The sequence below is a fragment of the Variovorax sp. YR266 genome (assembly GCF_900107295.1).
In the GTDB taxonomy this organism is placed as follows: domain Bacteria; phylum Pseudomonadota; class Gammaproteobacteria; order Burkholderiales; family Burkholderiaceae_C; genus Variovorax.
The window spans coordinates 278,181-301,943 of sequence record NZ_FNPM01000003.1 but is presented as its reverse complement, the minus strand read 5'-3'; the positions used below and the strand labels follow the sequence as shown (position 1 = coordinate 301,943).

The 23,763-nt window shown below is 68.1% G+C and carries 24 protein-coding genes and 1 pseudogene; 20 read left to right on the top strand and 5 right to left on the bottom strand.

What is annotated here, in order from left to right; genetic code table 11:
- The first annotated feature begins 38 nt into the window (after positions 1–38).
- The 19 genes from BLW48_RS10590 (at position 39) to BLW48_RS10500 (ending at position 19,060) form a co-directional block, all read left to right on the top strand.
- Positions 39–1,433, top strand: a complete 1,395-nt coding sequence (locus BLW48_RS10590; protein ID WP_093174529.1) for an aspartate aminotransferase family protein — start codon at positions 39–41, stop codon at positions 1,431–1,433.
- Positions 1,430–2,344 carry a DMT family transporter gene (locus BLW48_RS10585; RefSeq protein WP_093174527.1) on the top strand — a complete coding sequence of 305 codons (915 nt, stop codon included), beginning with the start codon at positions 1,430–1,432 and terminating at the stop codon, positions 2,342–2,344. Before BLW48_RS10590 ends, BLW48_RS10585 begins: the two co-directional genes overlap by 4 nt.
- Before the next feature lie 13 nt (positions 2,345–2,357).
- Positions 2,358–3,092: a GntR family transcriptional regulator gene (locus BLW48_RS10580; RefSeq protein ID WP_093174525.1), complete on the top strand. Its 735-nt coding sequence runs from the start codon at positions 2,358–2,360 to the stop codon at positions 3,090–3,092.
- Positions 3,089–4,117 carry a histone deacetylase family protein gene (locus BLW48_RS10575; protein ID WP_093055120.1) on the top strand — a complete coding sequence of 343 codons (1,029 nt, stop codon included), beginning with the start codon at positions 3,089–3,091 and terminating at the stop codon, positions 4,115–4,117. Before BLW48_RS10580 ends, BLW48_RS10575 begins: the two co-directional genes overlap by 4 nt.
- Entirely contained in the window at positions 4,114–5,193 is a 1,080-nt protein-coding gene (locus tag BLW48_RS10570) for a phosphotransferase (RefSeq protein ID WP_093174523.1), read from the top strand. The genes BLW48_RS10575 and BLW48_RS10570 overlap by 4 nt, the downstream gene beginning before the upstream one ends.
- A complete protein-coding gene (locus BLW48_RS10565) occupies positions 5,186–6,457 on the top strand; it encodes an aspartate aminotransferase family protein (protein ID WP_093174521.1) in 1,272 nt (423 codons plus the stop codon). The genes BLW48_RS10570 and BLW48_RS10565 overlap by 8 nt, the downstream gene beginning before the upstream one ends.
- Positions 6,458–6,528: 71 nt before the next feature.
- The gene (locus tag BLW48_RS10560) at positions 6,529–7,734 is read left to right on the top strand and encodes a M20 aminoacylase family protein (RefSeq protein ID WP_093174519.1); all 1,206 of its coding nucleotides are present in this window, start codon (positions 6,529–6,531) and stop codon (positions 7,732–7,734) included.
- Positions 7,735–7,751: 17 nt separating this feature from the next.
- The gene (locus BLW48_RS10555; RefSeq protein ID WP_093174517.1) at positions 7,752–8,753 is read left to right on the top strand and encodes a tripartite tricarboxylate transporter substrate-binding protein; all 1,002 of its coding nucleotides are present in this window, start codon (positions 7,752–7,754) and stop codon (positions 8,751–8,753) included.
- Positions 8,754–8,876: 123 nt separating this feature from the next.
- Positions 8,877–9,350 carry a helix-turn-helix domain-containing protein gene (locus BLW48_RS10550; RefSeq protein ID WP_093174515.1) on the top strand — a complete coding sequence of 158 codons (474 nt, stop codon included), beginning with the start codon at positions 8,877–8,879 and terminating at the stop codon, positions 9,348–9,350.
- Positions 9,344–10,672: a type II toxin-antitoxin system HipA family toxin gene (locus BLW48_RS10545; RefSeq protein ID WP_177142311.1), complete on the top strand. Its 1,329-nt coding sequence runs from the start codon at positions 9,344–9,346 to the stop codon at positions 10,670–10,672. The genes BLW48_RS10550 and BLW48_RS10545 overlap by 7 nt, the downstream gene beginning before the upstream one ends.
- Positions 10,673–10,762: 90 nt before the next feature.
- Entirely contained in the window at positions 10,763–11,488 is a 726-nt protein-coding gene (locus BLW48_RS10540; RefSeq protein ID WP_093174513.1) for a glycine zipper 2TM domain-containing protein, read from the top strand.
- A 140-nt stretch (positions 11,489–11,628) separates the two neighbouring features.
- Complete coding sequence (locus BLW48_RS10535; RefSeq protein WP_093174511.1) at positions 11,629–12,543, top strand: dihydrodipicolinate synthase family protein; 915 nt, start codon at positions 11,629–11,631, stop codon at positions 12,541–12,543.
- A gap of 48 nt (positions 12,544–12,591) precedes the next feature.
- Complete coding sequence (locus BLW48_RS10530) at positions 12,592–13,725, top strand: branched-chain amino acid ABC transporter substrate-binding protein (protein WP_093055138.1); 1,134 nt, start codon at positions 12,592–12,594, stop codon at positions 13,723–13,725.
- 22 nt (positions 13,726–13,747) lie between these two features.
- Entirely contained in the window at positions 13,748–14,683 is a 936-nt protein-coding gene (locus BLW48_RS10525; RefSeq protein WP_093174509.1) for a 4-hydroxyproline epimerase, read from the top strand.
- A gap of 11 nt (positions 14,684–14,694) precedes the next feature.
- On the top strand, positions 14,695–15,798 hold the full coding sequence (locus BLW48_RS10520; RefSeq protein WP_093174507.1) for an NAD(P)/FAD-dependent oxidoreductase: 1,104 nt from the start codon (positions 14,695–14,697) through the stop codon (positions 15,796–15,798).
- A complete protein-coding gene (locus BLW48_RS10515; protein ID WP_093174505.1) occupies positions 15,795–16,043 on the top strand; it encodes a (2Fe-2S)-binding protein in 249 nt (82 codons plus the stop codon). The genes BLW48_RS10520 and BLW48_RS10515 overlap by 4 nt, the downstream gene beginning before the upstream one ends.
- Entirely contained in the window at positions 16,040–17,332 is a 1,293-nt protein-coding gene (locus BLW48_RS10510; RefSeq protein ID WP_093174503.1) for an NAD(P)/FAD-dependent oxidoreductase, read from the top strand. Before BLW48_RS10515 ends, BLW48_RS10510 begins: the two co-directional genes overlap by 4 nt.
- 29 nt (positions 17,333–17,361) lie before the next feature.
- Positions 17,362–18,048 (top strand): GntR family transcriptional regulator, encoded by a 687-nt coding sequence (locus BLW48_RS10505; protein ID WP_093174501.1) that lies wholly within the window; start codon positions 17,362–17,364, stop codon positions 18,046–18,048.
- Positions 18,049–18,130: 82 nt separating this feature from the next.
- Positions 18,131–19,060: a fatty acid desaturase family protein gene (locus BLW48_RS10500; protein ID WP_093174499.1), complete on the top strand. Its 930-nt coding sequence runs from the start codon at positions 18,131–18,133 to the stop codon at positions 19,058–19,060.
- Here BLW48_RS10500 and BLW48_RS10495 read toward each other — a convergent pair.
- Positions 19,057–19,944 (bottom strand): EamA family transporter, encoded by an 888-nt coding sequence (locus BLW48_RS10495; RefSeq protein ID WP_093174497.1) that lies wholly within the window; start codon positions 19,942–19,944, stop codon positions 19,057–19,059. The two genes, BLW48_RS10500 and BLW48_RS10495, sit on opposite strands and share 4 nt — an antisense overlap.
- Before the next feature lie 81 nt (positions 19,945–20,025).
- On the opposite strand from BLW48_RS10495, the pseudogene BLW48_RS10490 reads away from it, so the two are divergent.
- Positions 20,026–20,906: pseudogene (locus tag BLW48_RS10490) on the top strand (LysR substrate-binding domain-containing protein).
- Here BLW48_RS10490 and BLW48_RS10485 read toward each other — a convergent pair.
- The 4 genes from BLW48_RS10485 to BLW48_RS35380 all read right to left on the bottom strand — a co-directional run bounded on the left by BLW48_RS10485 (position 20,843) and on the right by BLW48_RS35380 (position 23,722).
- Positions 20,843–22,057 carry an acyltransferase family protein gene (locus BLW48_RS10485; RefSeq protein WP_093174495.1) on the bottom strand — a complete coding sequence of 405 codons (1,215 nt, stop codon included), beginning with the start codon at positions 22,055–22,057 and terminating at the stop codon, positions 20,843–20,845. The pseudogene BLW48_RS10490 and the gene BLW48_RS10485 sit on opposite strands and share 64 nt — an antisense overlap.
- Before the next feature lie 33 nt (positions 22,058–22,090).
- Positions 22,091–23,125: a MerR family transcriptional regulator gene (locus BLW48_RS10480; RefSeq protein ID WP_093174492.1), complete on the bottom strand. Its 1,035-nt coding sequence runs from the start codon at positions 23,123–23,125 to the stop codon at positions 22,091–22,093.
- Positions 23,126–23,144: 19 nt separating this feature from the next.
- Positions 23,145–23,465, bottom strand: a complete 321-nt coding sequence (locus BLW48_RS10475; RefSeq protein WP_093174490.1) for a hypothetical protein — start codon at positions 23,463–23,465, stop codon at positions 23,145–23,147.
- A gap of 86 nt (positions 23,466–23,551) precedes the next feature.
- Positions 23,552–23,722 (bottom strand): hypothetical protein, encoded by a 171-nt coding sequence (locus BLW48_RS35380; RefSeq protein ID WP_176928792.1) that lies wholly within the window; start codon positions 23,720–23,722, stop codon positions 23,552–23,554.
- Positions 23,723–23,763: the final 41 nt, after the last annotated feature.

Here is a 23,763-nt window from a genome sequence, read left to right as displayed (position 1 = left end):
TCTATCGCAATTCAAGCAAGAAAAACGGAGCAGGCCCCATGAACGCATCGATTCCCAACGCCGCCCTGCAATCGGCACACGCCGAGCGCGCGGCGAACGACATCGCGGCCCATCTGCACCCCTTCACCAATCTTGCGGCGCATCCGCAGGTCGATCCGCTCGTGATCGAGCGCGGCGACGGCATCTACGTGCAGGACGACCAGGGCCGCCGCTACCTGGAAGCCATGTCGGGCCTGTGGTGCGTCTCGCTGGGCTTCAGCAACGCGCGCCTGGCCAAGGCCGGCAGCGAGGCGCTGCACACGCTGCCTTGCTATCACACCTTCAACCACCGCTCGAACGCAGCCGCCATCGCGCTGGCCGAGAAGCTGATTGCGATGGCGCCGGTGCCGATGTCCAAGGTGTTCTTCGCCAACTCGGGTTCGGAGGCGAACGACACGGCCGTCAAGCTGGTCTGGTACTACCACAACGCCATCGGCAAGCCGGCCAAGAAGAAGATCATCGCGCGCCGCAACGCGTACCACGGCGTCACCGTGGCGGCGGCCAGCCTGAGCGGGCTTGTTCCCAACCACCGCGACTTCGACCTGCCTATCGACCGCATCCTGCATGTCGACTGCCCGCACCACTACCGCTATGCCGAGCCCGGCGAAACCGAAGAAGCCTTCGCCACGCGGCTGGCCGATGCGCTGGAGCAGCGCATCCTGGCTGAAGGGCCCGACACCGTGGGCGCCTTCATCGCGGAGCCGGTGATGGGCGCGGGCGGCGTGCTGGTGCCGCCGGCCACCTACTTCGAGAAGGTGCAGGCCGTGCTGCGCAAGTACGAGGTGCTGCTGATCGCCGACGAGGTGATCTGCGGCTTCTGCCGCACCGGCGAGATGTTCGGCTCCACCACCTTCGGCCTGCGGCCCGACATCCTCACGGCCGCCAAGGCGCTGTCGTCGGGCTATGTGCCGATCTCGGCCGTCATGGTGTCCGAGCAGGTGCATGCGGCCGTGGCCGCCAACAGCGGAAAGATCGGCACCTTCGGCCACGGCTTCACCTACTCGGGCCATCCGGTGACCGCCGCGGTGGCGCTCGAAACACTGCGCATCTACGAAGAGGAAAAGGTGCTCGCGCATGTGCAGTCGCTGGCGCCACAGTTCCAGGCTGGCCTGCGCCGCTACGCCGGCCATCCGCATGTGGGCGAGGTGCGCGGCGTGGGGCTGATCGGCGCGATCGAACTCGCAGCCGACCCGGCCACTCGCACGCCGTTCGATCCGGCGATGAAGGCCGGCGCGCGGCTGGCCGAGCTTGCATTGCAGGAAGGCCTGATCGTGCGCGCCATGGGCGATGCCGTTGCCTTCTGCCCGCCGCTGATCATCACGCCCGCGCAGGTCGACGAGATGTTCGAACGCTTCGACCGCGCGATGGCCCGCTTCGAGGCTTCGCTGGCGTGAACACAGCGAACGCCGCAGTGCTGTTGCGACCGCCGGGCTCCAGGAGCACCGGCGTTGCGCTGTTCTTCTGCGCGCTGATGGCCTTTGCGAGCTACGACGCCTTCTGCAAGCACATGCTGCAGTTCTACCCGGCGCCGTTCATCAACCTGATGCGCTACCTGTCGGTGATCTGCATCGCCTTTGCCATGCTGCTGCGCCATGGCGACCTGCGCATCTGGCGGGCGCCGCAGAAAAAGCTGCTGCTGTTGCGCGGCACGATGCTCGCGACGGTGGCCACCTGCTTCATGACGGCGCTGATCTGGATGCCGCTGGCCGAGGCCACTGCGATCTACTTCACCGCGCCGCTGCTCATGGTGGCGCTGTCGCCCTGGCTGGTCGGCGAACAGGTGCAGCGCAGCCGCTGGGTGGCGGTGAGCGTGGGCTTTGCCGGCATGCTGCTGATCGTGCGGCCCGGCGGCAATCTGCCCTGGGTGGGCACGGTGCTGATGGCGGTGTCGGCCGTCTGCTATGCGATTTTCCAGCTGCTCACGCGCCGCCTCGCGGGGCTCGTTGAAAGCCCGGTGCAGTACGCGTACACGGCGCTCGTGTGCCTTGTGGTCACGGCCGTGCCGGCACCCTTCTTCCTGCCGGCCGAGCGGCCTGCCGCCGGCGCCGTGTTGCTGTTGCTCGCGGGCGGCGCGTGCAGCGGGCTCGCGCAATGGCTGCTGCTGGCTGCCTTCGAGCGCGTCGAGGCCGCGACGCTGGCGCCGCTCAACTACTTTCAGCTGCTGCTGGCGGTGGCCTTCAGCACCTTCTGGTTTCACAGGCCGCCCGATGCGCTGGCAATGGCGGGCATTGCGCTGATCATGGCGGCGGGCGTGTACCTGGCCCGGCGGCCGATCAAGAATAAGAACCCGATCCCTCTCACATGACGAGACAAACACCATGGCTTTTTCTTCTTCCACTGCCGACAGCGCCGGCTTCGAGTCCGTCGAGGCGCAAGACCTCGTCGGGCTGGTCGAAGCGCAGCTGACGCGCGCGATCGTCGAAGGGCGCCTGGCCCCCGGCAGCCGCATCGTCGAGGCCGAGATCGCACGCCGCATGGGCGTGAGCCGCGCCCCGGTGCGCGAGGCCGCGCGCCGGCTCGAACGCCAGGGCGTGCTGGTCGCGCGGCCGCGCCACGGCTTCGCGGTGCGCACCATCAGCGTCCAGGAGATCGACGACCTGTTCGAAGTGCGCATCAGCCTCGAGATGACATCCGTCGAACTGGCCTGCCGCAAGGCCGACGACGCGGGGCTGCAGCGCCTGCGCACGCTGGTCGACGGCATGGTGCGCGAGGCGCCCACGCAGCCGCAGCACGTGCGCATCGCGACCGACCTGGCCTTTCACACGCTGATCTGCGAGCTCTCGGGCAACGCGCACCTGCACCGCATCTTCTCGAACACGCAGACCGAGATGCAGATGATCATCGCGCTCATCGACGCGGTCTACCACGACCCCGAGACCATGGCCAACACGCACTACCCGATCGTCGATGCGCTGATGAGCCGCGACGTCGATGCCTCGCGCCTGGCCATGCGCGAGCACCTCGACGACGCATGGCAGCAGGTGCGCGCGCTGTTCGTGAAGCAGCACGGCACGGTTTCTCCATCTACCCCGACGCAAGGCCCCGCGCGATGAAGATCGTCTACAGCGACGCCCACAAGGACCACGACCCACAGCTCTTCATGGTGCGCGGGCGCCTGAAGCGCAGCAACGAGCAGCCCGAGCGCGCCTTCCGCCTGCTGTCGGCGGTCGAACATGACGGCCACGAGGTCATCGCGGGCGAAGACTTCGGTGCCGGCCCGCGCGCCGCGATCCACACGCCCGAGTACCTGCGGTTCCTCGAGACGGCCTATGCGCGCTGGCGCCTGCTGGACGACCCCTCCGACGAGGTCATGCCCAACATCCATCCCTTTCCGGGAGAGCCCTGTACCTACCCGGAGAGCGTGGTCGGGCAGGCCGGCTACCACATGGGCGACAACGCCTGCTCCATCGGCCCGCACACCTGGGCAGCGGCCGTGGGCTCGGCCCACGTGGCCACGCATGCGGCACAGCTGGTGCTGCAGGGTGAGCGCGCGGCCTATGCGCTGTGCCGTCCGCCGGGCCACCACGCGTATGCAGACCGGGCCAACGGCTTCTGCTACCTGAACAACACGGCCATCGCCGCGCAGCAGCTGCGCGCGGCGCACGAGCGCGTGGCGATCCTCGACATCGACGTGCACCACGGCAATGGCACGCAGGGCATCTTCTACCGCCGCGCCGACGTGCTGACGATCTCGCTGCACGGCGATCCGCGCAACTTCACGCCCTTCTTCACTGGCTACGCGCACGAGCGCGGCGAAGGCGCGGGCCTGGGCTACAACATCAACAAGCCGCTAGCGTTGGGCACTGACATCGATGGCTACCTGCCTGCGTTGCGCGATGCCTGCGAGAGCATTCGCGCCTTCGCGCCCGGCGCGCTGGTGGTGGCACTGGGCCTGGACACGCACGAGCGCGATCCCTACAAGGGCATGAAGATCACCACGCCGGGCTTCGCGCAGCTGCTCGCCGAGATCGCGCGTCTGGGCTTGCCGACCGTGCTGGTGCAGGAGGGCGGCTATCTCTCCGACGACCTGGGCCCCAACCTCGCCAGCGCGCTGCGCGGCTTCGCGGGCGCCGCATGACGGCAGCGGACGGGTTCGACGATGCGGAAGTCCTGAGCGAAGGCTCGCCCGAACTCGACGCCGAATGGGTGCGCGCGTTCGCGCTGCGCCATTACGGCATCGAGGGCGAGATGCGGCCGCTGACCGGCGAGCGCGACCGCAACTACCGCCTTGAATCGGCGCTGACCGGCGAGCACTTCATGCTGAAGATCTCGCACCCGAGCGAAACACCGCTGGTGGCGGACTTCCAGACCCAGGCGCTGCTGCACATCGCGGCTGCCGACGCGGGGCTGCCGGTGCAGCGCATCGTGCCCACGCGCGAGGGCCAGCCCTCGCTGCTGTGCGATCCGGGCGACGGCCTGCCGCGCGTGGCTCGGCTCTTCAGCTATCTGCCGGGCCTGCCCTTGCCCGAAGCGCCGCGCACAGCCGCGCAGCAACTGAACCTGGCGCGCATGCTGGCCCGGCTCGACCTCGCGCTGCGCGACTTCGACCATCCGGCCGGCGCGCTCGCGCTGCCCTGGGACATCCAGCGCGCCGACAGCGTGCGCGGCCTGCTCGCGCACATCGGCGATCCGCAGCGGCGCGCGCTGGCCGGGCGCTCGCTCGACCGCTTCGAGCGCGATGCAAAGCCCGTGTTGGCGGGCCTGCGCACGCAGCCCATTCACAACGACTTCAACATCTACAACGTGCTGGTCGACCCCGCCGACACCGACCGAATTGCCGGCATCCTCGATTTCGGCGACATGGTGCGCGCGCCGCTGATCGACGACCTGGCAGTGGCCGCGGCCTACCAGCTCGATCCGGCGGGCGATGCGCTGGCCGGCATCGTGCCCTTCATCGCCGCGTACCACGCCGTGCTTCCGCTGACGCGCGAGGAGGTCGACGTGCTGTTCACGCTGATCACCGCGCGGCTCGTGATGGTGGTGGCCATCAGCGGCTGGCGCGCTGCGCGCCACCCCGACAACGCGGCCTACCTGCTGCGCAACAACGCGCTTTCGTGGGCCCGCCTGCAGGCCTGCGACCGCATCGGCAACGAAGCCGCAAGCACCGCCTTCCGGCGCGCCTGCGGCATGAACCAGAGTCACGCAAATGCCTGAAGAATCGCTCCTGGAGCGCCGCGCGCGGCTGCTCGGCCCGGCCTACCGCCTGTTCTACGAAGCGCCGCTGCATCCGGTGCGCGGCGAGGGCGTATGGCTCGACGCCGCCGACGGCAAGCGCTATCTCGATGCGTACAACAACGTCGCGTCGGTGGGGCATTGCCACCCACACGTGGTGGAGGCCATCGCGCGGCAAGCCGGCGTGCTCAACACCCACACGCGCTACCTGCACGAGGGCGTGCTCGACTATGCCGAGCGGCTGCTCGCCACCATGCCGCGCGAGCTCGGCCACGCGATGTTCACCTGCACCGGCAGCGAGGCCAACGACCTCGCGATGCGCATCGCCAAGGCCCACACCAAGGCAGAAGGGCTGATCGTCACGCGCTTCGCGTACCACGGCGTGACCGAGTCGATCGCGCAGGCCTCTCCTTCGCTCGGGCGCTTCGTGCAGCTTGGCCGTGCGGTGCGCACCGTGCCGGCGCCGGACAGCTATCGCGTGCCGGCCGGGGAGCAAGGCGCGGCGTTTGCGGCCGGTGTGCGTGCAGCGATTGCCGACTTGCAGGCTCATGGCATTCGGCCTGCCGCGTTGATGGTCGACACGGTGTTCTCGAGCGACGGCATCTTCACCGACCCGGCGGGCTTTCTCACTGAGGCGGTGGCGGCGATCCGCGAAGCCGGCGGCATCTTCATTGCCGACGAAGTGCAGCCGGGCCTGGGCCGCACCGGCGATGCCTTCTGGGGCTTCATGCGCCACGAGGGCCTGGTGCCCGACATCGTGACCATGGGCAAGCCGCTGGGCAACGGCCACCCGCTGGCCGGGCTGGCGGTGCGCCCCGAGGTGCTGGCCGCGTTCGGCCGCGAGTGCCGCTACTTCAACACCTTCGGCGGCAATCCGGTGTCGATGGCCGCCGGCATGGCCGTGCTCGACGTGATCGAGCGCGAAGGCCTGATGGCCAATGCGCAGCGCGTCGGCCGCCATCTGCGCTCGGGGCTCTCGAAGCTTGCCGAGCGCCACGAGTTGATCGGCGACGTGCGCGGCGCGGGCCTGTTCGTGGGCCTGGAGCTCGTGACGGACCGTCGCGCGCGCACGCCTGCCACAGCCGAGACCGTGCGCGTCGTCAACGGCCTGCGGGAGCGGCAGGTGCTGCTGAGCGCCACCGGCGAGCATGCCAACACGCTGAAGATCCGTCCGCCGCTGGTGTTCTCCGAAGCCAATGCCGATCTGCTGATCGACACGCTGGACGAAGTGCTGGCCGGGCTTTGACCCAACGCCATAGCGGCGAACGCCGCCTTGCGCCAGAATCGTCCGCCTCCCACGACAGCGCCCTTGCCGCCATGAACATCGCCGATTCCTTCCTCGCCAACGCCGCCCGTTTCGTCGAGATCCGACGCGACATCCACGCCCACCCCGAACTCGGTTTCGAGGAGCACCGCACCTCCGAGAAGGTCGCGAACCTGCTGACCGGATGGGGCATCGAGGTGCACCGAGGCATCGCCGGCACGGGACTCGTCGGCGTGCTGCGCAAGGGCACGGGCTCGCGCACCATCGGCCTGCGCGCCGACATGGACGCGCTGCCATTGCACGAAGCCAACGAGTTCGCCCACAAGTCGACCAACCCCGGCCGCATGCACGCCTGTGGCCACGACGGCCACACGACGATGCTGCTGGCCGCCGCGTGGCACCTGTCGCAGCAGGGGCCGGACGACTTCGACGGCACGGTGCATTTCATCTTCCAGCCCGCCGAGGAGATGGGCAAGGCGGGTGCCAAGAAGATGATCGACGAAGGCCTGTTCGAGCGCTTTCCGTGCGACGCGGTCTTCGGGCTGCACAACTTTCCGGTGGGCGACGTGGGCCGCTTCGCGCTCAATGAGGGCGCGCTGATGGCGTCGAGCAACACGTACAAGATCACCGTGCATGGGCGCGGCACGCACGCCTCGATGCCGCACACGGGCATCGACCCGGTGGCGGCGGTGGTCACGCTCGCGCAGCAGCTGCAGACCATCGTGGCGCGCACCATTCCGAGCACCGAGCGTGCGCTGCTTGCGGTCACGCAGCTGCAGGGCTCCGATGCGCCGAACGTGATTCCCGACGTGGCGACGGTGGGCGGCACCATCCGTACCTTCTCCATCGAGGCCATCGACAAGATCGAGGCCCGCCTGCGCGAGGTGGCCGCGGGCGTGGCGGCGGCGCATGGCTGCACGGCCGAGGTGTATTTCAACCGCTCGTCGCCGCCGACCGTGAACCACCCAGCCGAGGCGCGTTTTGCCGCCGGCGTGATGCGCGAGGTGGTGGGCGACGACATGGTGACCGACAACTTCCCCGCCGTGATGGGCGCCGAAGACTTCGCGCACATGCTGCTCGTACGGCCCGGCTGCTATGCCTTCCTGGGCAATGGCGATGGCGACCACCGGCTGGACGGCCACGGGCCCGGCCCTTGCATCATCCACAACACCTCGTTCGATTTCAACGACGAGATCATCCCGATCGGTGCCAGCTACTTCGTGAAGCTGGTGCAGCGCTGGCTGCCGTCGGGCGTTTGAATTTTTCACTGTCGACGATGACGAAGAAAGAAGTGGCCACCCAGATGACCTCCACCCCGTTCACCCGACGTTCATTGACCGCGCTTGCAGCCGCGGCGGTGCTCTGTGCCGTTGCACCGGCGCATGCGCAGCAGCGCGTGATCCACATCGTCGTGCCCTTCGCCACCGGCGCGGTGCAGGACACGGTGGCGCGCGCCTTCAACAACGAGCTGGGCGCGGCGCTGAATGCCAGCGCCATCGTCGAGAACCGCGCGGGCGCGGGTGGCACCGTGGGCGCGGCCCTGGTGGCGCGCGCGCCGGCCGACGGCAACACGCTGATCCTGGCGGCCGCGAGCCACAACATCGCGGGCTTTCTCTACAACAAGCTGAGCTACGACCCGCTGAAGGATTTCGTCGGCGTGGCCAACGTCGGCAACGCGGGCTATGTTCTGGCGGTGGCCAGCGGCATGAATGTGTCGAGCACGGCCGACTTCATCAAGGAGGTCAAGGCCAACCCCGGCAAGTACAACTACGCCTCGGCGGGCAACGGCAGCGCTACGCACCTCGCGATGGCGTCGTTTCTCGCGAAGGCGGGGCTGCAGATGACGCACATCCCGACCAAGTCGACCGGCGAGGCCGTCAACGAGGTGCTCGCGGGCCGCGTGCAGGCGGTGATCTCGTCGAGCATCGGCGTGATCGGCTTCCAGGACGACGCGCGCATGAAACTGCTGGCTTCCACCGGCCAGTCGCGCAGCCCCTTCCTGCCGAAGCTGCCGACGGTGGCCGAAAGCGGGCTGCCGGGCTACGCCTTCGATTCGTGGATCGGTCTGCTTGCGCCGGCCGCCACGCCCAAGGCGGAGGTCGAGCGCCTGAACGCCGCGGCCAACAAGGTGCTGGCCGACCCGGCGATCCAGGAACGCTTCAAGCGCTTGGGTGTGGAGCCGCGCAGCCAGAGTGCGGAGGAATTCCAGAAGCTGCTGCGTTCGGATTGGGATGCGATGGGGGTTGTGGTGAAGGCTTCCGGGGCGAAGATCGACTGAGGCGGTGATCGAATAACGGCCAGGCCTTGTTTCGGAGAAAACAAGACAGGGCTTGTAACTTATAAAAATATCCCAAAGCTGATATTTTGACAAAATAAGCTACAGCCGATACTCTGGTCGGCGATGGACTATCCCCTTCGTTTCGTCGACCAGCTGCGGCCGCACCTCAAGGCACTGCGGAAGAAGCGCGGCCTGACGCAGGCGCAGGCAGGTGCGCTGGTCGGTGTCAGCCAGGCCCGGATCGCGGAGATCGAAGCGAATCCCGGGGCGGTCAGCTTCGAGCAACTGATGAAGTTGATGGCGGCGTTGGGGGCATCCTTTTCCCTGCAGGACGGGACGTCCCCAAGTCCCATCGCGGACGCCGCGCAGCAGCATCCCGGGGAGCGCGACTCGCTGCCGGACGATGCCGTGAACCTTCCGGAGGGATGGATCGCCAAGAGGATGAGCGATCAATCGGTGCTGGTCCGCCTGCCTTCCGGGCAATCGAGCGCTCCAGGCGCATCGCTTCGTGCGCTTCAGGCGCTGAATCCCGGCAAGGACATCAAGCCGACGTCTCGCCGGAGCTTCGTCGTCCGGCCGAAGAAGGAGTCATGGTGACGCAAGCGCTCGGCGCGTGGATGAACGGGGAGCCCGTTGGCACCTGGTCCGTCGACCACGGCGTCCACACCTTCCGGTACGACCCCCGATGGCTCGAATCGCCCCGGCGGCGCTCGCTGTCGTTGTCGATTCCGCTCACCGGCACGCTCGAAGTCCGCGGCGAGGTGGTCCGCAACTACTTCGACAATCTGCTGCCCGACAACGACAGGGTCCGCGCGCGTCTGCGCAATCGCTTCAAGCTCAAGGACGCCAAGACTTTCGACCTGCTCGAAGCCATCGGCCGCGACTGCGTCGGGGCCGTGCAATTGCTGCCCGAAGGCGCCGCGCCGGAACGCTGGAATGCCGTGAACTGCGAGCCCCTGGACGAAGAGCAGATCGCCGCGCTGCTGCAAGCCGTTCCGTCCGAAGACACCCCGGAAGGCATGCGCGACGAAGACCTGTTTCGCATTTCCCTTGCCGGTGCGCAGGAGAAGACCGCCCTGACTTTCTGGAACGGCGAATGGTGCCGGCCGCATGGCGCCACGCCCACCACGCACATCATCAAGCTGCCGCTGGGATTGATCGGCGGCTCCAAGCGCGTGGACGCCTCGGACTCGGTGCAGAACGAATGGCTGTGCGCACAGATCGTCGAGGCACTCGGCCTGCCAGTGGCACCGACGTCCATGGCCACTTTCGGCGGGCAGACGGTCCTGGTCGTGGAGCGGTTCGACCGCGAGTGGATGGACGGTGGCGCCTGGATCGCGCGCCTGCCGCAGGAAGATTTTTGCCAGACCATGGGCCTGCCGTCCGACAGGAAGTACGAGCAGCACGGCGGCCCCGGCATGAGCAAGTGCCTGCAGCTTCTGCAAGGCAGCGGGAGCGTGGATGACGGCGCCCGGTTCCTGCTCGCGCAATTGGCCTTCTTTCTGCTCGCCGCCACCGACGGCCATGCCAAGAACTTTTCGATTCACCTCCTGCGCGGCGACGCCTACGAGATGACGCCGCTCTACGACATCATTTCGATGTGGCCGTACTTCGGCAACGGGCCCAATCAGTTCCAGCCGCGCAAGGCGGGTCTGGCCATGACCATCCGTTCCAAGAATGCGCACTATGTCTTTCACACCATCCAGGCTCGCCACTGGCATGGGCTGGCCATGAAGAACGGTGGCATCGACGTCTGGAACGCCATGCTGGACATGGTGGCCTCGGTGGAGGACGCACTGAGCGAGGTCGAGGCCCTGTTGCCGTCGGATTTCCCTGCATGGACCTGGGAGTCCATCTCGCGGGGCATGCGAAGCGAGGCCGAGCGGTTCCTCTCAGGTGTGGCCGACATCGCTGTGTAGGACGCCGGTCAATTGACAACGCGCCGCCCGCGTTCATGCTTCCTGATGGGTTTCGGGGCATTCCGCTTCGGACCGTAAAAGGGGCTTTTCATGGATCCGACGTCGCCATTCAACCCGCCTCCGGGCCAGCCGGCGGGCAAGTCGCCCAAGGCGCTGTGGGCCGTGATCGGCGCATTGAGCGTGGCCGTGGTGGCGCTTGGCGGCGTGTTGCTTCACCGGCAGGAGCCGGTCGCGAGTGCGAGTGTTCCGCCGCCAGTCGTTGCCGCAGCATCACCCGCCGCACCGGACGATTTCAAGCCTGAAGCCATGCCGCCAGCGCCCGCAGTGCCGCCCACGGCGGCAGGCCCGGCGCCACAAGCGAGGGCGGCTGCGCCGATGCCCGCTCCCATGCCAGCCCCGGCTATCGAGCCCGGACCTGCGCCAGGCGTGATGAATGCACCACAGGTCGCTGCCGCGCCTCCCGCCCCGCCACCTTGCGCGGTCTGCGGCCATGTCGAATCGGTTCGCCCGGTTCAGAAGCGCATCCAGAACACCTCGGGCGTGGGGGCCGTGGCCGGCGGCGTGGTGGGTGGCCTCGTCGGCAACCAGTTCGGCCATGGCAATGGGCGCGTCGCGACCACGGTGCTCGGCGCGGTGGGCGGCGGCTTCGCGGGCAACGAGATCGAGAAGCACGTGCGCACGGTCACGGTCTACGAGGTGGGCGTGCGCATGGACAACGGCACGCTGCGCACGGTCGAGACGAAGACCGCGCCGCCCATCGGCAAGCCGGTGACGCTCAAGCGGGGCCTGCTGCGCCCCGCGGACGGCCGCAAGTAGCGCGACCTACCCGCTCCCGGATATCACAGAAAAACCGGGCGCGGAAGAGCGCATGCCCGAAAGATATCTTGACCATATATCCTTAATATATTTAAAGTGCGACGCTTCCACACCACCGCACATCCACAAGGAGCGATCAAGTGAGCAATCCCCGCTGGCAAGGCATCTTCCCCGCCGTCACCACCAAGTTCCACGCCGACGAGAGCATCGATGCCGAGGGCACGGCCCGTCACATCGACTTCCAGATCCGCAACGGCATCCACGGCCTCGTCACCTGCGGCTCGCTCGGCGAAGCCAGCACGCTGACGCTGGAAGAAAAGCTGCAGGTCGCGAAGATCGCGCTCGAAGCCGCCGACGGCCGCATCCCGGTGCTGGCCAATGTGTCCGAAACCAGCACGCGCGAAGCGCTGCGCTACGTGGACGGCGCCAACAAGCTCGGCGTGGCCGGCTTCATGGTGATGCCCTCGGTGATCTACGTGGCCGACGCGCGCGAGGCGATGCTCAACGTGCGCACCATCGCCAATGCAGCGCAGAAGCCCATCATGGTCTACAACAACCCGGTGGCCTACCGCGTCGACCTGAAGCCCGAGCACATGGTCGAGCTGGCCGACTGCGAATGGATCGCGGCCATCAAGGAAAGCACCGACGACATCCGCCGCATCACCGACCTGCGCAACACCGTGGGCGACCGCTACCAGCTGTTCCTGGGCGTGGACGACCTCGCCTATGAGGGCCTGGCGCTCGGCTGCGACGGCCTGCTGGCCGGCGTGGGCTGTGCCTTCCCGCGCGAGACCGTGGCGCTGTACGACCTGATGAAGGCCGGCAAGTTTTCCGAAGCGCTCAAGCTCTACCAGTGGATGACGCCGATGCTGCATCTCGACGTGTCGACCAAGCTGGTGCAGAACCTCAAGCTCATCGACGTGCTGGTGGGCGTGGGCAGCGAGCACATGCGCCGTCCGCGCCTGCCGCTCATCGGCGAGGAGCGCGGCTTCATCGAAGCCATCGTCAAGAAGGCGCTCGCGACGCGGCCCACTCAGTACCAGTCGGTCATGTAATCGCACACAACGAACGTCCTTTTCATCGTCCCCAACCTAGGAAGAAGCATGAAGACAAAAGCAGGCATGGTTCCGTTTCTAAGCCTCGTGGCCCTCGCCCTTGCAGGCCAGGCGTACGCGCAGGAGCAGGTGGTCAAGATCGGTCACAGCGGTCCGCTGTCGGGCCCCAATGCCTTCGCGGGCAAGGACAATGAAAACGGCGTGCGCCTCGCCGTCGAGGAGCTCAACGCGAAGAAGCTTGTCGTCGGCGGCAAGACGCTGAAGTTCGAGATGGTGTCGGAAGACGACCAGTGCGACGCCAAGACCGGCGTGAGCGTCGCGCAGAAGTTCGTGGACGACGGCGTCAAGTACGTCATGGGCCCGTACTGCTCGGGCGTGGCCATCCCGGCTTCGCGCATCTACAGCGAAGGCGGCACCATGGTCTCGACCGTGGGCACGAATCCGAAGGTCACGCAGGGCGGCTACAAGAACCTCTACCGCATCATCGCGAGCGACAACCAGATCGGCTCCAGCATGGCCGTGTATGCGGCCAAGGTGCTGAAGGTGACGAAGGTCGGCGTAATCGACGACCGCACCGCCTTCGGCCAGGGCCTCGCCGAAGAGTTCACCAAGGAAGCGAAGAAGCAGGGCCTGACCGTGGTCGGCCAGGAGTTCACTACCGACAAGGCCGTGGACTTCACCGCCATCCTGACCAACATGAAGGCCAAGGCGCCAGAGGCCATCTTCTTCGGCGGCTATGCACCGCAGGCCGCGCCCATGGCGCGCCAGATGAAGCAGCTGGCCGTGCCCGGCAAGCTGCTGGGCGGCGACACCGTGTGCAGCCCCGCCACCGGCAAGCTCGGCGGCGATGCGGTCAACGACCTGGTGTTCTGCGCGCAGGGCGGCTCCATCCTCGAGAAGGCGCAGAGCGGCCCGGCGTTCAAGGAAAAATTCAAGAAGCGCTTCAACGCCGACCCTGATGCCTACGCTGCTTCGTACTACGACCAGGTGCTGTTCATCGGCGAGTCGATGAAGAAGGCCAACTCCATCGACCCAGACAAGGTGGGCGCGGAGCTCTACAAGGCAACGTACAAGGGCGTGGCCGCAACCTATGCCTACGACGACAAGGGCAACATGAAGCAGGCGCCCATCACCGTGTTCACGTTCAAGAACGCGGCCCCGGTACCCATCGCCAGCTACTGAACGAACGAACGGACGACGCCACATGCAACGCATCCAGGTCATCGACTCGCACACGGGCGGCGAGCCCACGCGCCTTGTGATCGGCGGCTTCCCTGATCTGGGCGGCGGCAGCATGGCCGAGCGCCGTGCGCTGCTGGCCGACCAGCACGACAAATGGCGCGCGGCCGCCGTGCTGGAGCCGCGCGGCAGCGACGTGGTGGTGGGCGCGCTGCTGTGCGAGCCGGTGTCGCCGGATGCGGCTGCCGGCGTGGTCTTCTTCAACAACGCCGGCTACCTCGGCATGTGTGGCCACGGCACCATCGGGCTGGTTGCGAGCCTCGCGCACATGGGGCGCATCGGCGTGGGCGAGCACCGCATCGAAACGCCTGTGGGCACCGTCACGACCACGCTGCACGAAGACGGCTCGGTGAGCGTGCGCAACGTGCCCGCGTACCGGCATCTGCACCAGGTGGCGGTCGAGCTGCCGGGCCATGGCACCGTGCGCGGGGATGTGGCCTGGGGCGGCAACTGGTTCTTCCTGGTGAGCGAACACAGCCAGCGCGTGGCGAGCGACAACCTCACGGCGCTGACCGACTACACCGCGGCGTTGCGCAAGGCGCTCTCGGCCCAGGGCATCACGGGCGCGGACGGCGCGGAGATCGACCACATCGAACTCTTCGCCGCGGACGATGAAGGCGCCGACAGCCGCAACTTCGTGCTGTGCCCCGGCAACGCCTACGACCGCTCACCCTGCGGCACCGGCACCAGCGCCAAGATCGCCTGCCTCGCGGCCGACGGCAAGCTTGCGCCCGGCGAGGTGTGGAAGCAGGCCAGCGTGATCGGCAGCGTCTTCGAGGCCAGCTACGCGATGGACGGCGACAAGGTCATTCCAACGCTGCGTGGCCGCGCGCACATCAGCGCGGAAGCCACGCTGCTGATAGACGACGAAGACCCGTTCGGCTGGGGCATCCGGCTCTGACGCCGCGCGGCATGGACGCGGATGTCATCGTCATCGGCGCCGGCATCGTCGGCGCGGCTTGCGCGCAAGCGCTTGCACAGGCGGGGCGCCGTGTGCTGGTGCTCGATGCGCGCATCGGCGGCGCCACCGGCGCGGGCATGGGTCACCTCGTGGTGATGGACGACAACGCGGCCGAACTCGAACTGAGCCGCCATTCGGTCGCGCAATGGCGCGAGCTTGCACCGCGCATGAGCGAAGACTGCGCGTACAGCGCCTGCGGCACGCTGTGGATTGCCGCCAACGACGAAGAGATGGCCGAGGCCGAGCGCAAGCAGCAGCGGCTGCGCGCGCACGGCATCGACAGCCGGCTGCTCGATGCACGCGAACTGGCGAGCGCCGAGCCCGCCTTGCGCAAGGGCCTGTCGGGCGCGCTCGAAGTGCCGGGCGACGGCATCCTCTATGCGCCGAATGCGGCGCGCTGGCTGCTTGCGCAGGCCGCTGATTTGGTCCGTGTGGAGCACGCGAAGGTCGATGCCATCGAAGACGACGGCGCGCTGCGTCTCGCGGACGGCAGCCGCCGCACCGCGCCGCAGATCGTGCTCGCCAACGGCATCCAGGCGACGACGCTGTGCCCCGAACTCCCGATACGCCCGAAGAAGGGACACCTGCTGATCACCGACCGCTATCCGGGCACGGTGCATCACCAACTGGTCGAGCTCGGCTACGTGACCAGCGCACACCACAGCGACGGCGACTCAGTCGCCTTCAACGTGCAGCCGCGTCCCACGGGGCAACTGCTGGTCGGTTCGTCGCGCCAGTTCGACACGACCGATCCGACGGTCGAGGCGCCGATGCTGGCGCGCATGCTCCAGCGCACGCTGGACTACCTGCCGGGGCTCGCGAATATCAACGCCGTACGTTCGTGGACCGGTATGCGCGCGGCGTCGCCCGATGGGTTGCCGCTGCTGGGCAAGCACCCGTGGCGCGAGAAGCTCTGGCTTGCCGTTGGGCACGAAGGCCTGGGCGTGACCACGGCGCCGGGCAGCGCGCATCTGCTTGCTGCGCTGATGACCGGCGCGACTCCTGATTTCGATGCGGCGCCATACGCGCCGCGTGGACTGCGGGAGATCGCATGAGCGCCCACACCCTGTTGAACATCGACGGCCACCTGGTCCGCGTGAAGGCGGGCAGCTCGGTCGCCGCCGCGTTGCGTGTGGCTGGTGGCATGGGCGTCGCGCGCACGTCGGTCACGGGCCAGCAGCGCGCGCCGTTTTGCGGCATGGGCGTGTGCCAGGAGTGCCGTGTGCTGATCGATGGCCGGCGCAGGCTCGCATGCCAGACGGTCTGCGTCGAAGGCATGCGCGTGGAGACGGCGGAATGAACATGGAATATTGCGATGTGCTGGTCGTCGGTGCGGGCCCGGCTGGCATGGCGGCGGCGGTGGCTGCCGCGCAGGGTGGCGCATCGATCGTCGTCATCGACGACAACCCCGCGCCCGGAGGACAGATCTGGCGCGACGGCCCCGGCGCGACGCTGCCGCCAGCGGCGCGCAAGTGGCGCGATGCGCTCGAGCGCCACGCCAACATCCGCGTGCGCAGCGGCACCCGCGTTGTCTCCGCACTTTCGCCCAACGAGCTGCTGCTCGAAGACGCGGAGCGCGCCACGCGCATGCAATGGCGCAAGCTCATCCTCTGCACCGGCGCGCGCGAGCTGCTGCTGCCCTTCCCCGGGTGGACGCTGCCCGGCGTGACCGGCGCGGGCGGCCTTCAGGCGCTCATCAAGGCCGGCATGCCGGTCGAGGGCGAGCGCATCGTCATCGCGGGCAGCGGTCCCTTGCTGCTCGCCGCCGCCGCAACGGCACGTGCGGCGGGTGCGAAAGTGCTGCGCATCGCCGAACAGGCTTCGTTCGCCTCGGTCGCGCGCTTCTGTGCCAGCCTCGCGCGCTGGCCGGGCAAGGCCGCGCAGGCAGTGACGCTCGCCGATCCGCAGTACCGCACTTCGTCGCGCATTGTCTTGGCGCAGGGCGCGACGCAGGTCGAGTCGGTTCGCCTTCGACAAGGCAGCGGCAGAGAAGTCGAGATCGCCTGCGAGCGCATCGCCTGCGGCTTCGGCCTTACGCCCAACACGCAGCTGGGGCAACTGCTCGGCTGTGCCCTCACGCCCGCGGGCCCAGGTGCGCAGGCCCTGGCGGTCGATGCCTCGCAGGCCACCAGCGTCGCTGGCATCTATGCAGCGGGCGAGTGCACCGGCTTCGGCGGCAGCGAACGCGCGCTGGCACAGGGCACCATCGCCGGCCATGCCGCCGTCGGCAACGAGCGCGCTGCAAAGACGCACGAGGGCGAGCGCGCCCGCTGGAACGCCTTCGCCGACCAGCTGCACCGCAGCTTCGCGCTGGCCGCCGACATCAAGGCCATGCCGCAACCCGACACGCTCGTGTGCCGTTGCGAAGACGTGCCCTTCTCCGCGCTGGCAGCCTGCAGCGGCTGGACAGACGCCAAGCTGCACCGCCGCTGCGGCATGGGCGCCTGCCAGGGCCGCGTCTGCGGCGATGCCGCGCAATTCCTCTTCGGATGGACTCCGCCCGTGCCGCGCCCGCCGCTGTCGCCGGTCCGCATAGCGACACTGGCGGGTCTCGTGGGTCTCGCGAACGACGGCGACGCCCGACAATGACGCCGCCGCATCCGCGGAAAAAGAAAACCATGGCCGCCCCGAAGAAGACTGCTCCAAAGAAGACAAGCTTGCGCGCACCGCCCAAGCGCCGCGCCGCCGACATGGCCTACGACGCCATCGAGACGCTGCTGTCGACCATGCTGCTGAAACCCGGCAGCCAGATCGTCGAGGCCGAACTCGCCGAGCGCACGGGGCTGGGCCGCACGCCGGTGCGCGAGGCGCTGATGCGCATGGTGTCCATCGGCCTCATCGTGCAGCAGCCGCGCCGCGGACTGCTGGTGTCGGCCATCGACCTGGCCGACCATCTCGACGTGATCCAGACCCGCCGCGTGCTCGAACTGCTGATTGCCGCCTGCTCCGCGCGCCGGGCCACCGCGCAGCAGCGCAAGGAAATCGTTCATTGCGCCGAGATGATGGTCGAGGCCGCGGGCCGCGGCGACCTGAACGACTACATGCAGGCCGACCGCGCGCTGGACCTCGTCAACCACCAGGCGAGCCACAACGATTCAGCGGTGAAGGCGGTGGTGCCGCTGATCGTGCAGTGCAGGCGCTTCTGGTACGCGTACCAGCATGAAGGCGAGATCGTCGAGGGCGCGAATGCGCACCTCGAACTGGCGCAGGGCATCGCGACGGGCGATGAGGCCGCGGCCATCGCGGGCGCCAACCGGTTGATGGACTATCTCGAAGTCTTCGCCCGCAAGATCATCGACAAGTAGCGGCGAGTAGGCCGAAGGGCCTCGCCCGGCACCCGGGGAATTCCGTGTGTTCCACAGCGGCTCGCGGCGCCATACTGGCCTCATGGCCGCAGCTCCCCGTGCCCAACCCGAAGACTTCTTCACCACCGACGAGTGGCAGTCTCTCACCGCGCGCTCGTCGTGGAAGGGCCTGTGGCTGGTGCTGCACTGCTGGGGCGTGATCGGCGCCGCCATGCTGGCGGGCATCGTGTGGCCGTGGACCATTCCGCTGGTGGTGCCCGTCGTCGGCGCGCGGCAGCTGGGGCTCTTCATCCTCATGCACGACGCGGCGCATGCGGGGCTGCACCGCAACCGCAAGGTCAACGACTGGGTGGGCTACTGGCTGTGCTCGTCGACACTGCGCGACTACCGGCCGTACCACCTGCAGCACCACCGCTTCGTGCAGCAGACCGAAGACCCCGACCTCGTGCTGTCGGCGCCCTTCCCGATCACGCGGGCCTCGATGTGGCGCAAGGTGGTGCGCGACCTGAGCGGGCAGACTTTCTACAAGCAGCGCTTCGGGCACATCGCCGAGGGCATTCGCAAGCGTGCGGCGGGCGAGTCGGCCTTGAAGGTGCTGGGCCGGGAGCTTGCGAAAGACCGCCGCTTTCTCGTCGCCAACGGCCTAGGCTTCCTGGCCTTTGCCGTGGCCGGCTACTGGTGGGCATGGCTGCTGATGTGGCTGCTGCCGATGGCGACATGGCTGCCGCTCGTGAGCCGCGTGCGCAACATCGCCGAACACGCGCTCGTCGCGCAGAACGAGGCCGATCCGCTGCGGCAGGCCCGCACCACGCACGCCGGCTGGCTCGAACGCATCCTGGTGGCGCCCTACTGGGTCAACTACCACTGCGAACATCACATGTTCACCAACCTGCCCTGCTGGGCCCTGCCGAAGGCGCACCGCCTGCTGCAGCGGCAGGGCGCGATCGTGCGCATGGAAGTGCAGCCCGGCTACCTGAGCCTGCTGAAGCGCGCCACGGCGCTTGCCGCCTAACGGGTGGCCGCGGCAGGCCGCACCAGCGGCTGCGCGCCGCGCTGCGCATGCTGGCTGAGCCAGATGCTCGCGATCACGATGCCGATTCCCGCCACCTGCCACGCTGAAAGGCTCTGCCCCAGCAGCGCCCAGCCGAGGATCACGGCCGTCACCGGGCTGAGAAAGGCCAGCGGCGCGATCGCTGATGGCTCAAGCTTGGCCACGCCACGGAACCACACGATGTAAGTCAGCGCGGCGCCCACGAGGCCGAGCCAGCCGAAGCCGATCCAGTTCTGCACCGTGAGCGCGGGCAGCGGCGGCTCCAGCAGCAGTGCCACCGGCAACAGCAGCAGGCCGCCCGCGGTGAGCTGCCAAGCGGTGAAGGTCAGCGCCGACACCGGCGGCTGCCAGCGGCGGCTCAGCACTGTGCCGAAGGCCATCGACACGGCCGCGGCGATGGCTGCGGCAATGCCGATGGCGTCGAGCGCCGCATTCGGCGTGAGCACCAGCAGCGCGACCCCGCCGATGCCGACCACCGCCGCCGCCACCGACAACGCACGCACCGGCGAGCCCAGGAAGACGCTCGCGAGAAACACCACGAGCAGCGGCTGCACCGAGGTGATCGTCGCCGCCACACCGCCCGGCAGTCGATACGCCGCGAGGAACAGCATGGCCCAGAGGATCGAGAAGTTCAGCGCCCCGAGCACGAAGATGCGGCCCCACCAGGCGCGTTCGGGCAGCTTGCGCACGATCAGCAGCAACAGCAGGCCCGCGGGCAATGCGCGAAGCAAGGCGACGGTCAGCGGGTAGTTCGCCGGCAGCAGCTCGGTGGTGACGATGTAGGTGCTGCCCCAGATGGCGGGCGCGGTCGCAGTGAGGAGGATGTCGGTGGTGCGGCTGGTCATGCCTCGAATCTAGTGAGTTGACCCTTGGTTGTGAATGCTCGAATAATGAATTGATTCTTTACTGTCGGTCGTCAATCCAGCATGGACCATCTCACGGCTCTCAAGGTCTTTCGCACCACCGCCACCGCGGGCAGCTTCGCCGGCGCCGCGCGGCAGATGGGGCTCTCGGCCGCGGCCATCAGCAAGAACATCGCGGAGCTGGAGGCGCATTTGAAGGTGCGGCTCATCAACCGCACCACGCGGCAGATGAGCCTGACCGAAGCGGGCGCGGCGTACTTCGAGCGTCTGTCGCGCATCCTCGACGAACTCACCGAGGCCGATGCCGCGCTCGCGCCCATGGGCAGCAGCCCCGGCGGCGTGCTGCGCGTGAGCGCGCCGCTGACTTTTGCGCTCACCTCGCTGTCGCCGGCCATTCCCGAGTTCATGAAGCGCTACCCGAACCTGCGGCTCGAACTGAACCTGCAGGACAGCCGCTCGGACATCATCGGCGAGGGCTACGACCTCGCCATCCGCGGCAGCGACCGGCTGGAAGATTCGAGTCTCGTCGCGCGCAAGCTGATGACCATGACCCACGTGCTGTGCGGCGCGCCCGGCTACTTCGCCTCCGCCGGCCGGCCTGCGCAGCCTGAAGATCTGAAGGCCCACGAGTGCGTGCAGTTCACGCTCTCGGGCCACGCGAACAAGTGGACCTTCAGCCGCGCCGGCCGCAGCGTGGTGGTGCCCATCGACGGGCGCTACAAGGTCAGCTCCAGCATCGCGACGCGCTGCTTGCGGGCTTCGGCCTGAGCCTGATCCCGCGCATCTATGTCGAGAGCGAGCTGGCTTCAGGCCGGCTGCAGGCTGTGCTCGAAGACTGGGAGGCCGATCGGACGCCCATCTATGCCGTCTACCCCTCGCGTCACTTGGCGGCCAAGACCCGCGCCTTCGTCGACTTCCTGGTCGAGCGCTTTTCCGCGCGCTGACCGTTCAGCAGCGTGCCGAGGCGGGTGTGGCGCACCAGCAGCTGGTAGCTGGCGAGCGCCACCAGCGACGTGGCCGCGATGTTCAGGCCCATCTTCGCGACCGCGCCGAGGGGCGCGTTGAACAGCAGGATGCCGAAGCCGATGGTGCCGAGCATGTGCACCAGGTACACCCAGTACGAGCTTTGCGACAGGTAGGCCAGCACGGCGTTCTGGCGCGGCAGGTAGCGCACGAAGCCGCCGATCAGGGCCAGGCTCCAGAGCCATGCGGTCGCGTCGTAGACGAAGGCGATCCAGAACTCGGGGTGCGGCAGCGACTGGAGACGGTTGTCGCGGAATGCACCCAGCAACACCACCGTTGCCACCAGGAATGCGAGGCCGGCCACCGCGTGGCCTTTGCAGCGCGACGCGAACAGCGCCAGCAGCCGCTCCTGCTGGCCGTGCACGTACCAGCCGACCACGAAGAAGAGTCCGCTCTGCACCCATTCGGCCAGCGGCGGCAGGAACGAGCCGCTTTCCGTGACCATGCCGGACGGATAGAAAGTGCCGACGAGCGCCAGGGGCAACGCCAGCACAGCGAAGCCCCAGCGCCGTTCGGCCAGCGTCACGAAGCTTCGGGCCAGCGCCGCGCGCAGCCGTATCGGCACGAAGCGCTGCAGCCGCACGCCGGCCCAGGCCATCACGCTGAACCAGAACAGCTGGTACAGGAACCACAGGTGCATGGTGTTGAAAGGCGAGCCGCCAGGCTGCCGCGCGGGCGTCAGCGCGGGGTCGATGCCCGGCACGCCGCGCGCCGTCAGGTGGATGTAGACCATCGCCAGCACGGTGGTCGCCACGAACAGCGGCGGCCAGAAAATCGCGAAGGGCAGCGCCAGCCGCAGCGCGCGGTTTCGCAGCATGCCGCCGGCACCGCGTCGTGCAACCAGCAGCGCGACGAAGAAGCCGGCCAGCATGAAGAACACCGGCATGCGGAAGCTGTGGATGAAGAGCAGCAGCAGGTCGGCGACCGGCGATGTCTTCGGGTCGCGCCATGGCAGCGGCGAATTGATCGTGAGGTGGTTGATCGCCACGTGCAGCACGATGCCGAGCCACATCATCAGGGCGCGGAGGTTGTCGAGCGCGTGGAGCCGTTGGGGTGTGGTTGGGTTGTTCATGCGGCCACTGTCGGGCCTCACGCAACGTCAGGGTCAAGCGCTGCCGGCGGATGGCGGCGGATTTTTCTGCTGCAGCACGGCCATGGCGCGCATCAGGTACTCGCGCACTTCGGGCGTGGTCACGGCGGCGGCCTGCAGCACCGGCTCCGCGTTCATCGCCCGCATCAGGCGTGCCGCCAGGCCGGGGTCGTGGTTGGTGAAGGCGGCGAACAGGCGCGCCCATTCGCGCGCGATGGCCTGCACCGACTCGTCTTCAGGAGGGACGGCGCGCGCCCGCAGCACGGCGAGTTCGCCCGCCAGGCGCCGCCATTCGTCCTCGGGCGGGCGGCTCAGGTGCGCGAGATCGTCGGTGCTCAGGTGGCGCAGCAGCGCGGCCATGCGCATGCCGATGGCTTCGCCGATGTACTCCACCAGTTCGGCGGGAGGCCCGTCGTCGCTGCGAGCCACGGGCTCGCGCCGGTACATCTCGCCCCAGCGCGTGATGAGGTCGAAGCTGCCGTCCATCCACTGGCCCATCAGCGTCATCCAGCGGGCGGCCAGCGGCTGCACCTCGGGGGCGCCGGCCGGCACGCCGCGCGACATCAGCGTGGCCACCTCGGCCACCAGCGGCGGCCACCGGTCGGCCACGTCCTTCCAGTTGGCCATGAACGACCTGATCTCGGCGGGGCTGAAGTAGCGCCCGTAGGTGGTCATCTTCTCGAGCGTGTCCAGCCAGTCCTTCATGTCGGGCTGGGCGCCTTCGTCCAGGCGCTGCTGCAGCAGGCCGAGCCGTTCGCGCAAGGCCGTGGCCTGTGCGATCTGCTGGTCGAGCGATTCGATCTGCCGCGCGATGATGGTGGGCAGCGAGCTGCTCTCCGCGCCCAGCAAGGCGCCGATCTCCGCCAGCGGCAGGCCCAGCAGCCGCAGTGCCTGGATCGCGTGCAGGCGGGCGATGTCGGCCGCGTTGTAGAGCCGGTAGCCGGCCTCGGAGCGTGCCGAGGGCGCGAGCAGGCCGATAGCGTCGTAGTGGTGCAGCGTGCGCACCGTGAGGCCCGTGTGCCGGGCGAGTTCTCCGACCTTGAGCAGCATGGGTCGCTCCGGCAGGGGCTCAGTCCGCTTCGGGCGCCGGCTCGGGCCCTTGCCAGCCCAGCAGCTCGGCCAGCCGCTGCACGATCCAGCCCGCCTCGGCCGCCGATACGCCCGATTCAGGCGTGGCCAGCCCCACGTGGATGCGCCGCAGGATCTCGCTTTCGACCGGCACCTCGGTGTGGTGCTGGATCTGCGCATGGCCCACGAGGTGGCTGGCGAGGTCTTCGCAGATCTCGTAGCGCTCGCGCACCACGCCGATCGGCTCGCTCAGGCGCTGGCGCGCGTCGGTGTACACCGCGAAGAACGAGGGCGGGATGAGGATCTGGTTGTCGTCGGACATTGCGATTTATAGCTGCCCCAATGACAAAACGCGCCCTGGGGCGCGTCTGTCGTGGCTCAGGTGGGAGCCAGGCGGGGGCTGATGGATCAGCCGCCCTTCTTGGCGCGCTTGCCAGGGTTCTTCTTGCTGCGCGTTGCGGTGCCGCGTTCCAGGCTGACCTTCTGGCCGCCACCGGAGCGAGGCGCCGTGTAGCCGGGCAGGGGCGTCGGCTTCGGGGTGGCAACGCGGTCGGCTTCGGTACGAATTTTCTTGGGCATGAAAAGCTCGGGTAAAAGTAATGTTCGAGCCGCAATTAGGC

Excerpts from the sequence above, each read along its gene's own strand:
- BLW48_RS10590 (WP_093174529.1), top strand. The coding sequence starts at position 39 with ATGAACGCATCGATTCCCAACGCCGCCCTGCAATCGGCACACGCCGAG.
- BLW48_RS10580 (WP_093174525.1), top strand. The coding sequence starts at position 2,358 with ATGGCTTTTTCTTCTTCCACTGCCGACAGCGCCGGCTTCGAGTCCGTC.
- BLW48_RS10575 (WP_093055120.1), top strand. The coding sequence starts at position 3,089 with ATGAAGATCGTCTACAGCGACGCCCACAAGGACCACGACCCACAGCTC.
- BLW48_RS10570 (WP_093174523.1), top strand. The coding sequence starts at position 4,114 with ATGACGGCAGCGGACGGGTTCGACGATGCGGAAGTCCTGAGCGAAGGC.
- BLW48_RS10565 (WP_093174521.1), top strand. The coding sequence starts at position 5,186 with ATGCCTGAAGAATCGCTCCTGGAGCGCCGCGCGCGGCTGCTCGGCCCG.
- BLW48_RS10560 (WP_093174519.1), top strand. The coding sequence starts at position 6,529 with ATGAACATCGCCGATTCCTTCCTCGCCAACGCCGCCCGTTTCGTCGAG.
- BLW48_RS10555 (WP_093174517.1), top strand. The coding sequence starts at position 7,752 with ATGACGAAGAAAGAAGTGGCCACCCAGATGACCTCCACCCCGTTCACC.
- BLW48_RS10550 (WP_093174515.1), top strand. The coding sequence starts at position 8,877 with ATGGACTATCCCCTTCGTTTCGTCGACCAGCTGCGGCCGCACCTCAAG.
- BLW48_RS10545 (WP_177142311.1), top strand. The coding sequence starts at position 9,344 with ATGGTGACGCAAGCGCTCGGCGCGTGGATGAACGGGGAGCCCGTTGGC.
- BLW48_RS10540 (WP_093174513.1), top strand. The coding sequence starts at position 10,763 with ATGGATCCGACGTCGCCATTCAACCCGCCTCCGGGCCAGCCGGCGGGC.
- BLW48_RS10530 (WP_093055138.1), top strand. The coding sequence starts at position 12,592 with ATGAAGACAAAAGCAGGCATGGTTCCGTTTCTAAGCCTCGTGGCCCTC.
- BLW48_RS10525 (WP_093174509.1), top strand. The coding sequence starts at position 13,748 with ATGCAACGCATCCAGGTCATCGACTCGCACACGGGCGGCGAGCCCACG.
- BLW48_RS10520 (WP_093174507.1), top strand. The coding sequence starts at position 14,695 with ATGGACGCGGATGTCATCGTCATCGGCGCCGGCATCGTCGGCGCGGCT.
- BLW48_RS10515 (WP_093174505.1), top strand. The coding sequence starts at position 15,795 with ATGAGCGCCCACACCCTGTTGAACATCGACGGCCACCTGGTCCGCGTG.
- BLW48_RS10510 (WP_093174503.1), top strand. The coding sequence starts at position 16,040 with ATGAACATGGAATATTGCGATGTGCTGGTCGTCGGTGCGGGCCCGGCT.
- BLW48_RS10505 (WP_093174501.1), top strand. The coding sequence starts at position 17,362 with ATGGCCGCCCCGAAGAAGACTGCTCCAAAGAAGACAAGCTTGCGCGCA.
- BLW48_RS10500 (WP_093174499.1), top strand. The coding sequence starts at position 18,131 with ATGGCCGCAGCTCCCCGTGCCCAACCCGAAGACTTCTTCACCACCGAC.
- BLW48_RS10495 (WP_093174497.1), bottom strand. The coding sequence starts at position 19,944 with ATGACCAGCCGCACCACCGACATCCTCCTCACTGCGACCGCGCCCGCC.
- BLW48_RS10485 (WP_093174495.1), bottom strand. The coding sequence starts at position 22,057 with ATGAACAACCCAACCACACCCCAACGGCTCCACGCGCTCGACAACCTC.
- BLW48_RS10480 (WP_093174492.1), bottom strand. The coding sequence starts at position 23,125 with ATGCTGCTCAAGGTCGGAGAACTCGCCCGGCACACGGGCCTCACGGTG.
- BLW48_RS10475 (WP_093174490.1), bottom strand. The coding sequence starts at position 23,465 with ATGTCCGACGACAACCAGATCCTCATCCCGCCCTCGTTCTTCGCGGTG.
- BLW48_RS35380 (WP_176928792.1), bottom strand. The coding sequence starts at position 23,722 with ATGCCCAAGAAAATTCGTACCGAAGCCGACCGCGTTGCCACCCCGAAG.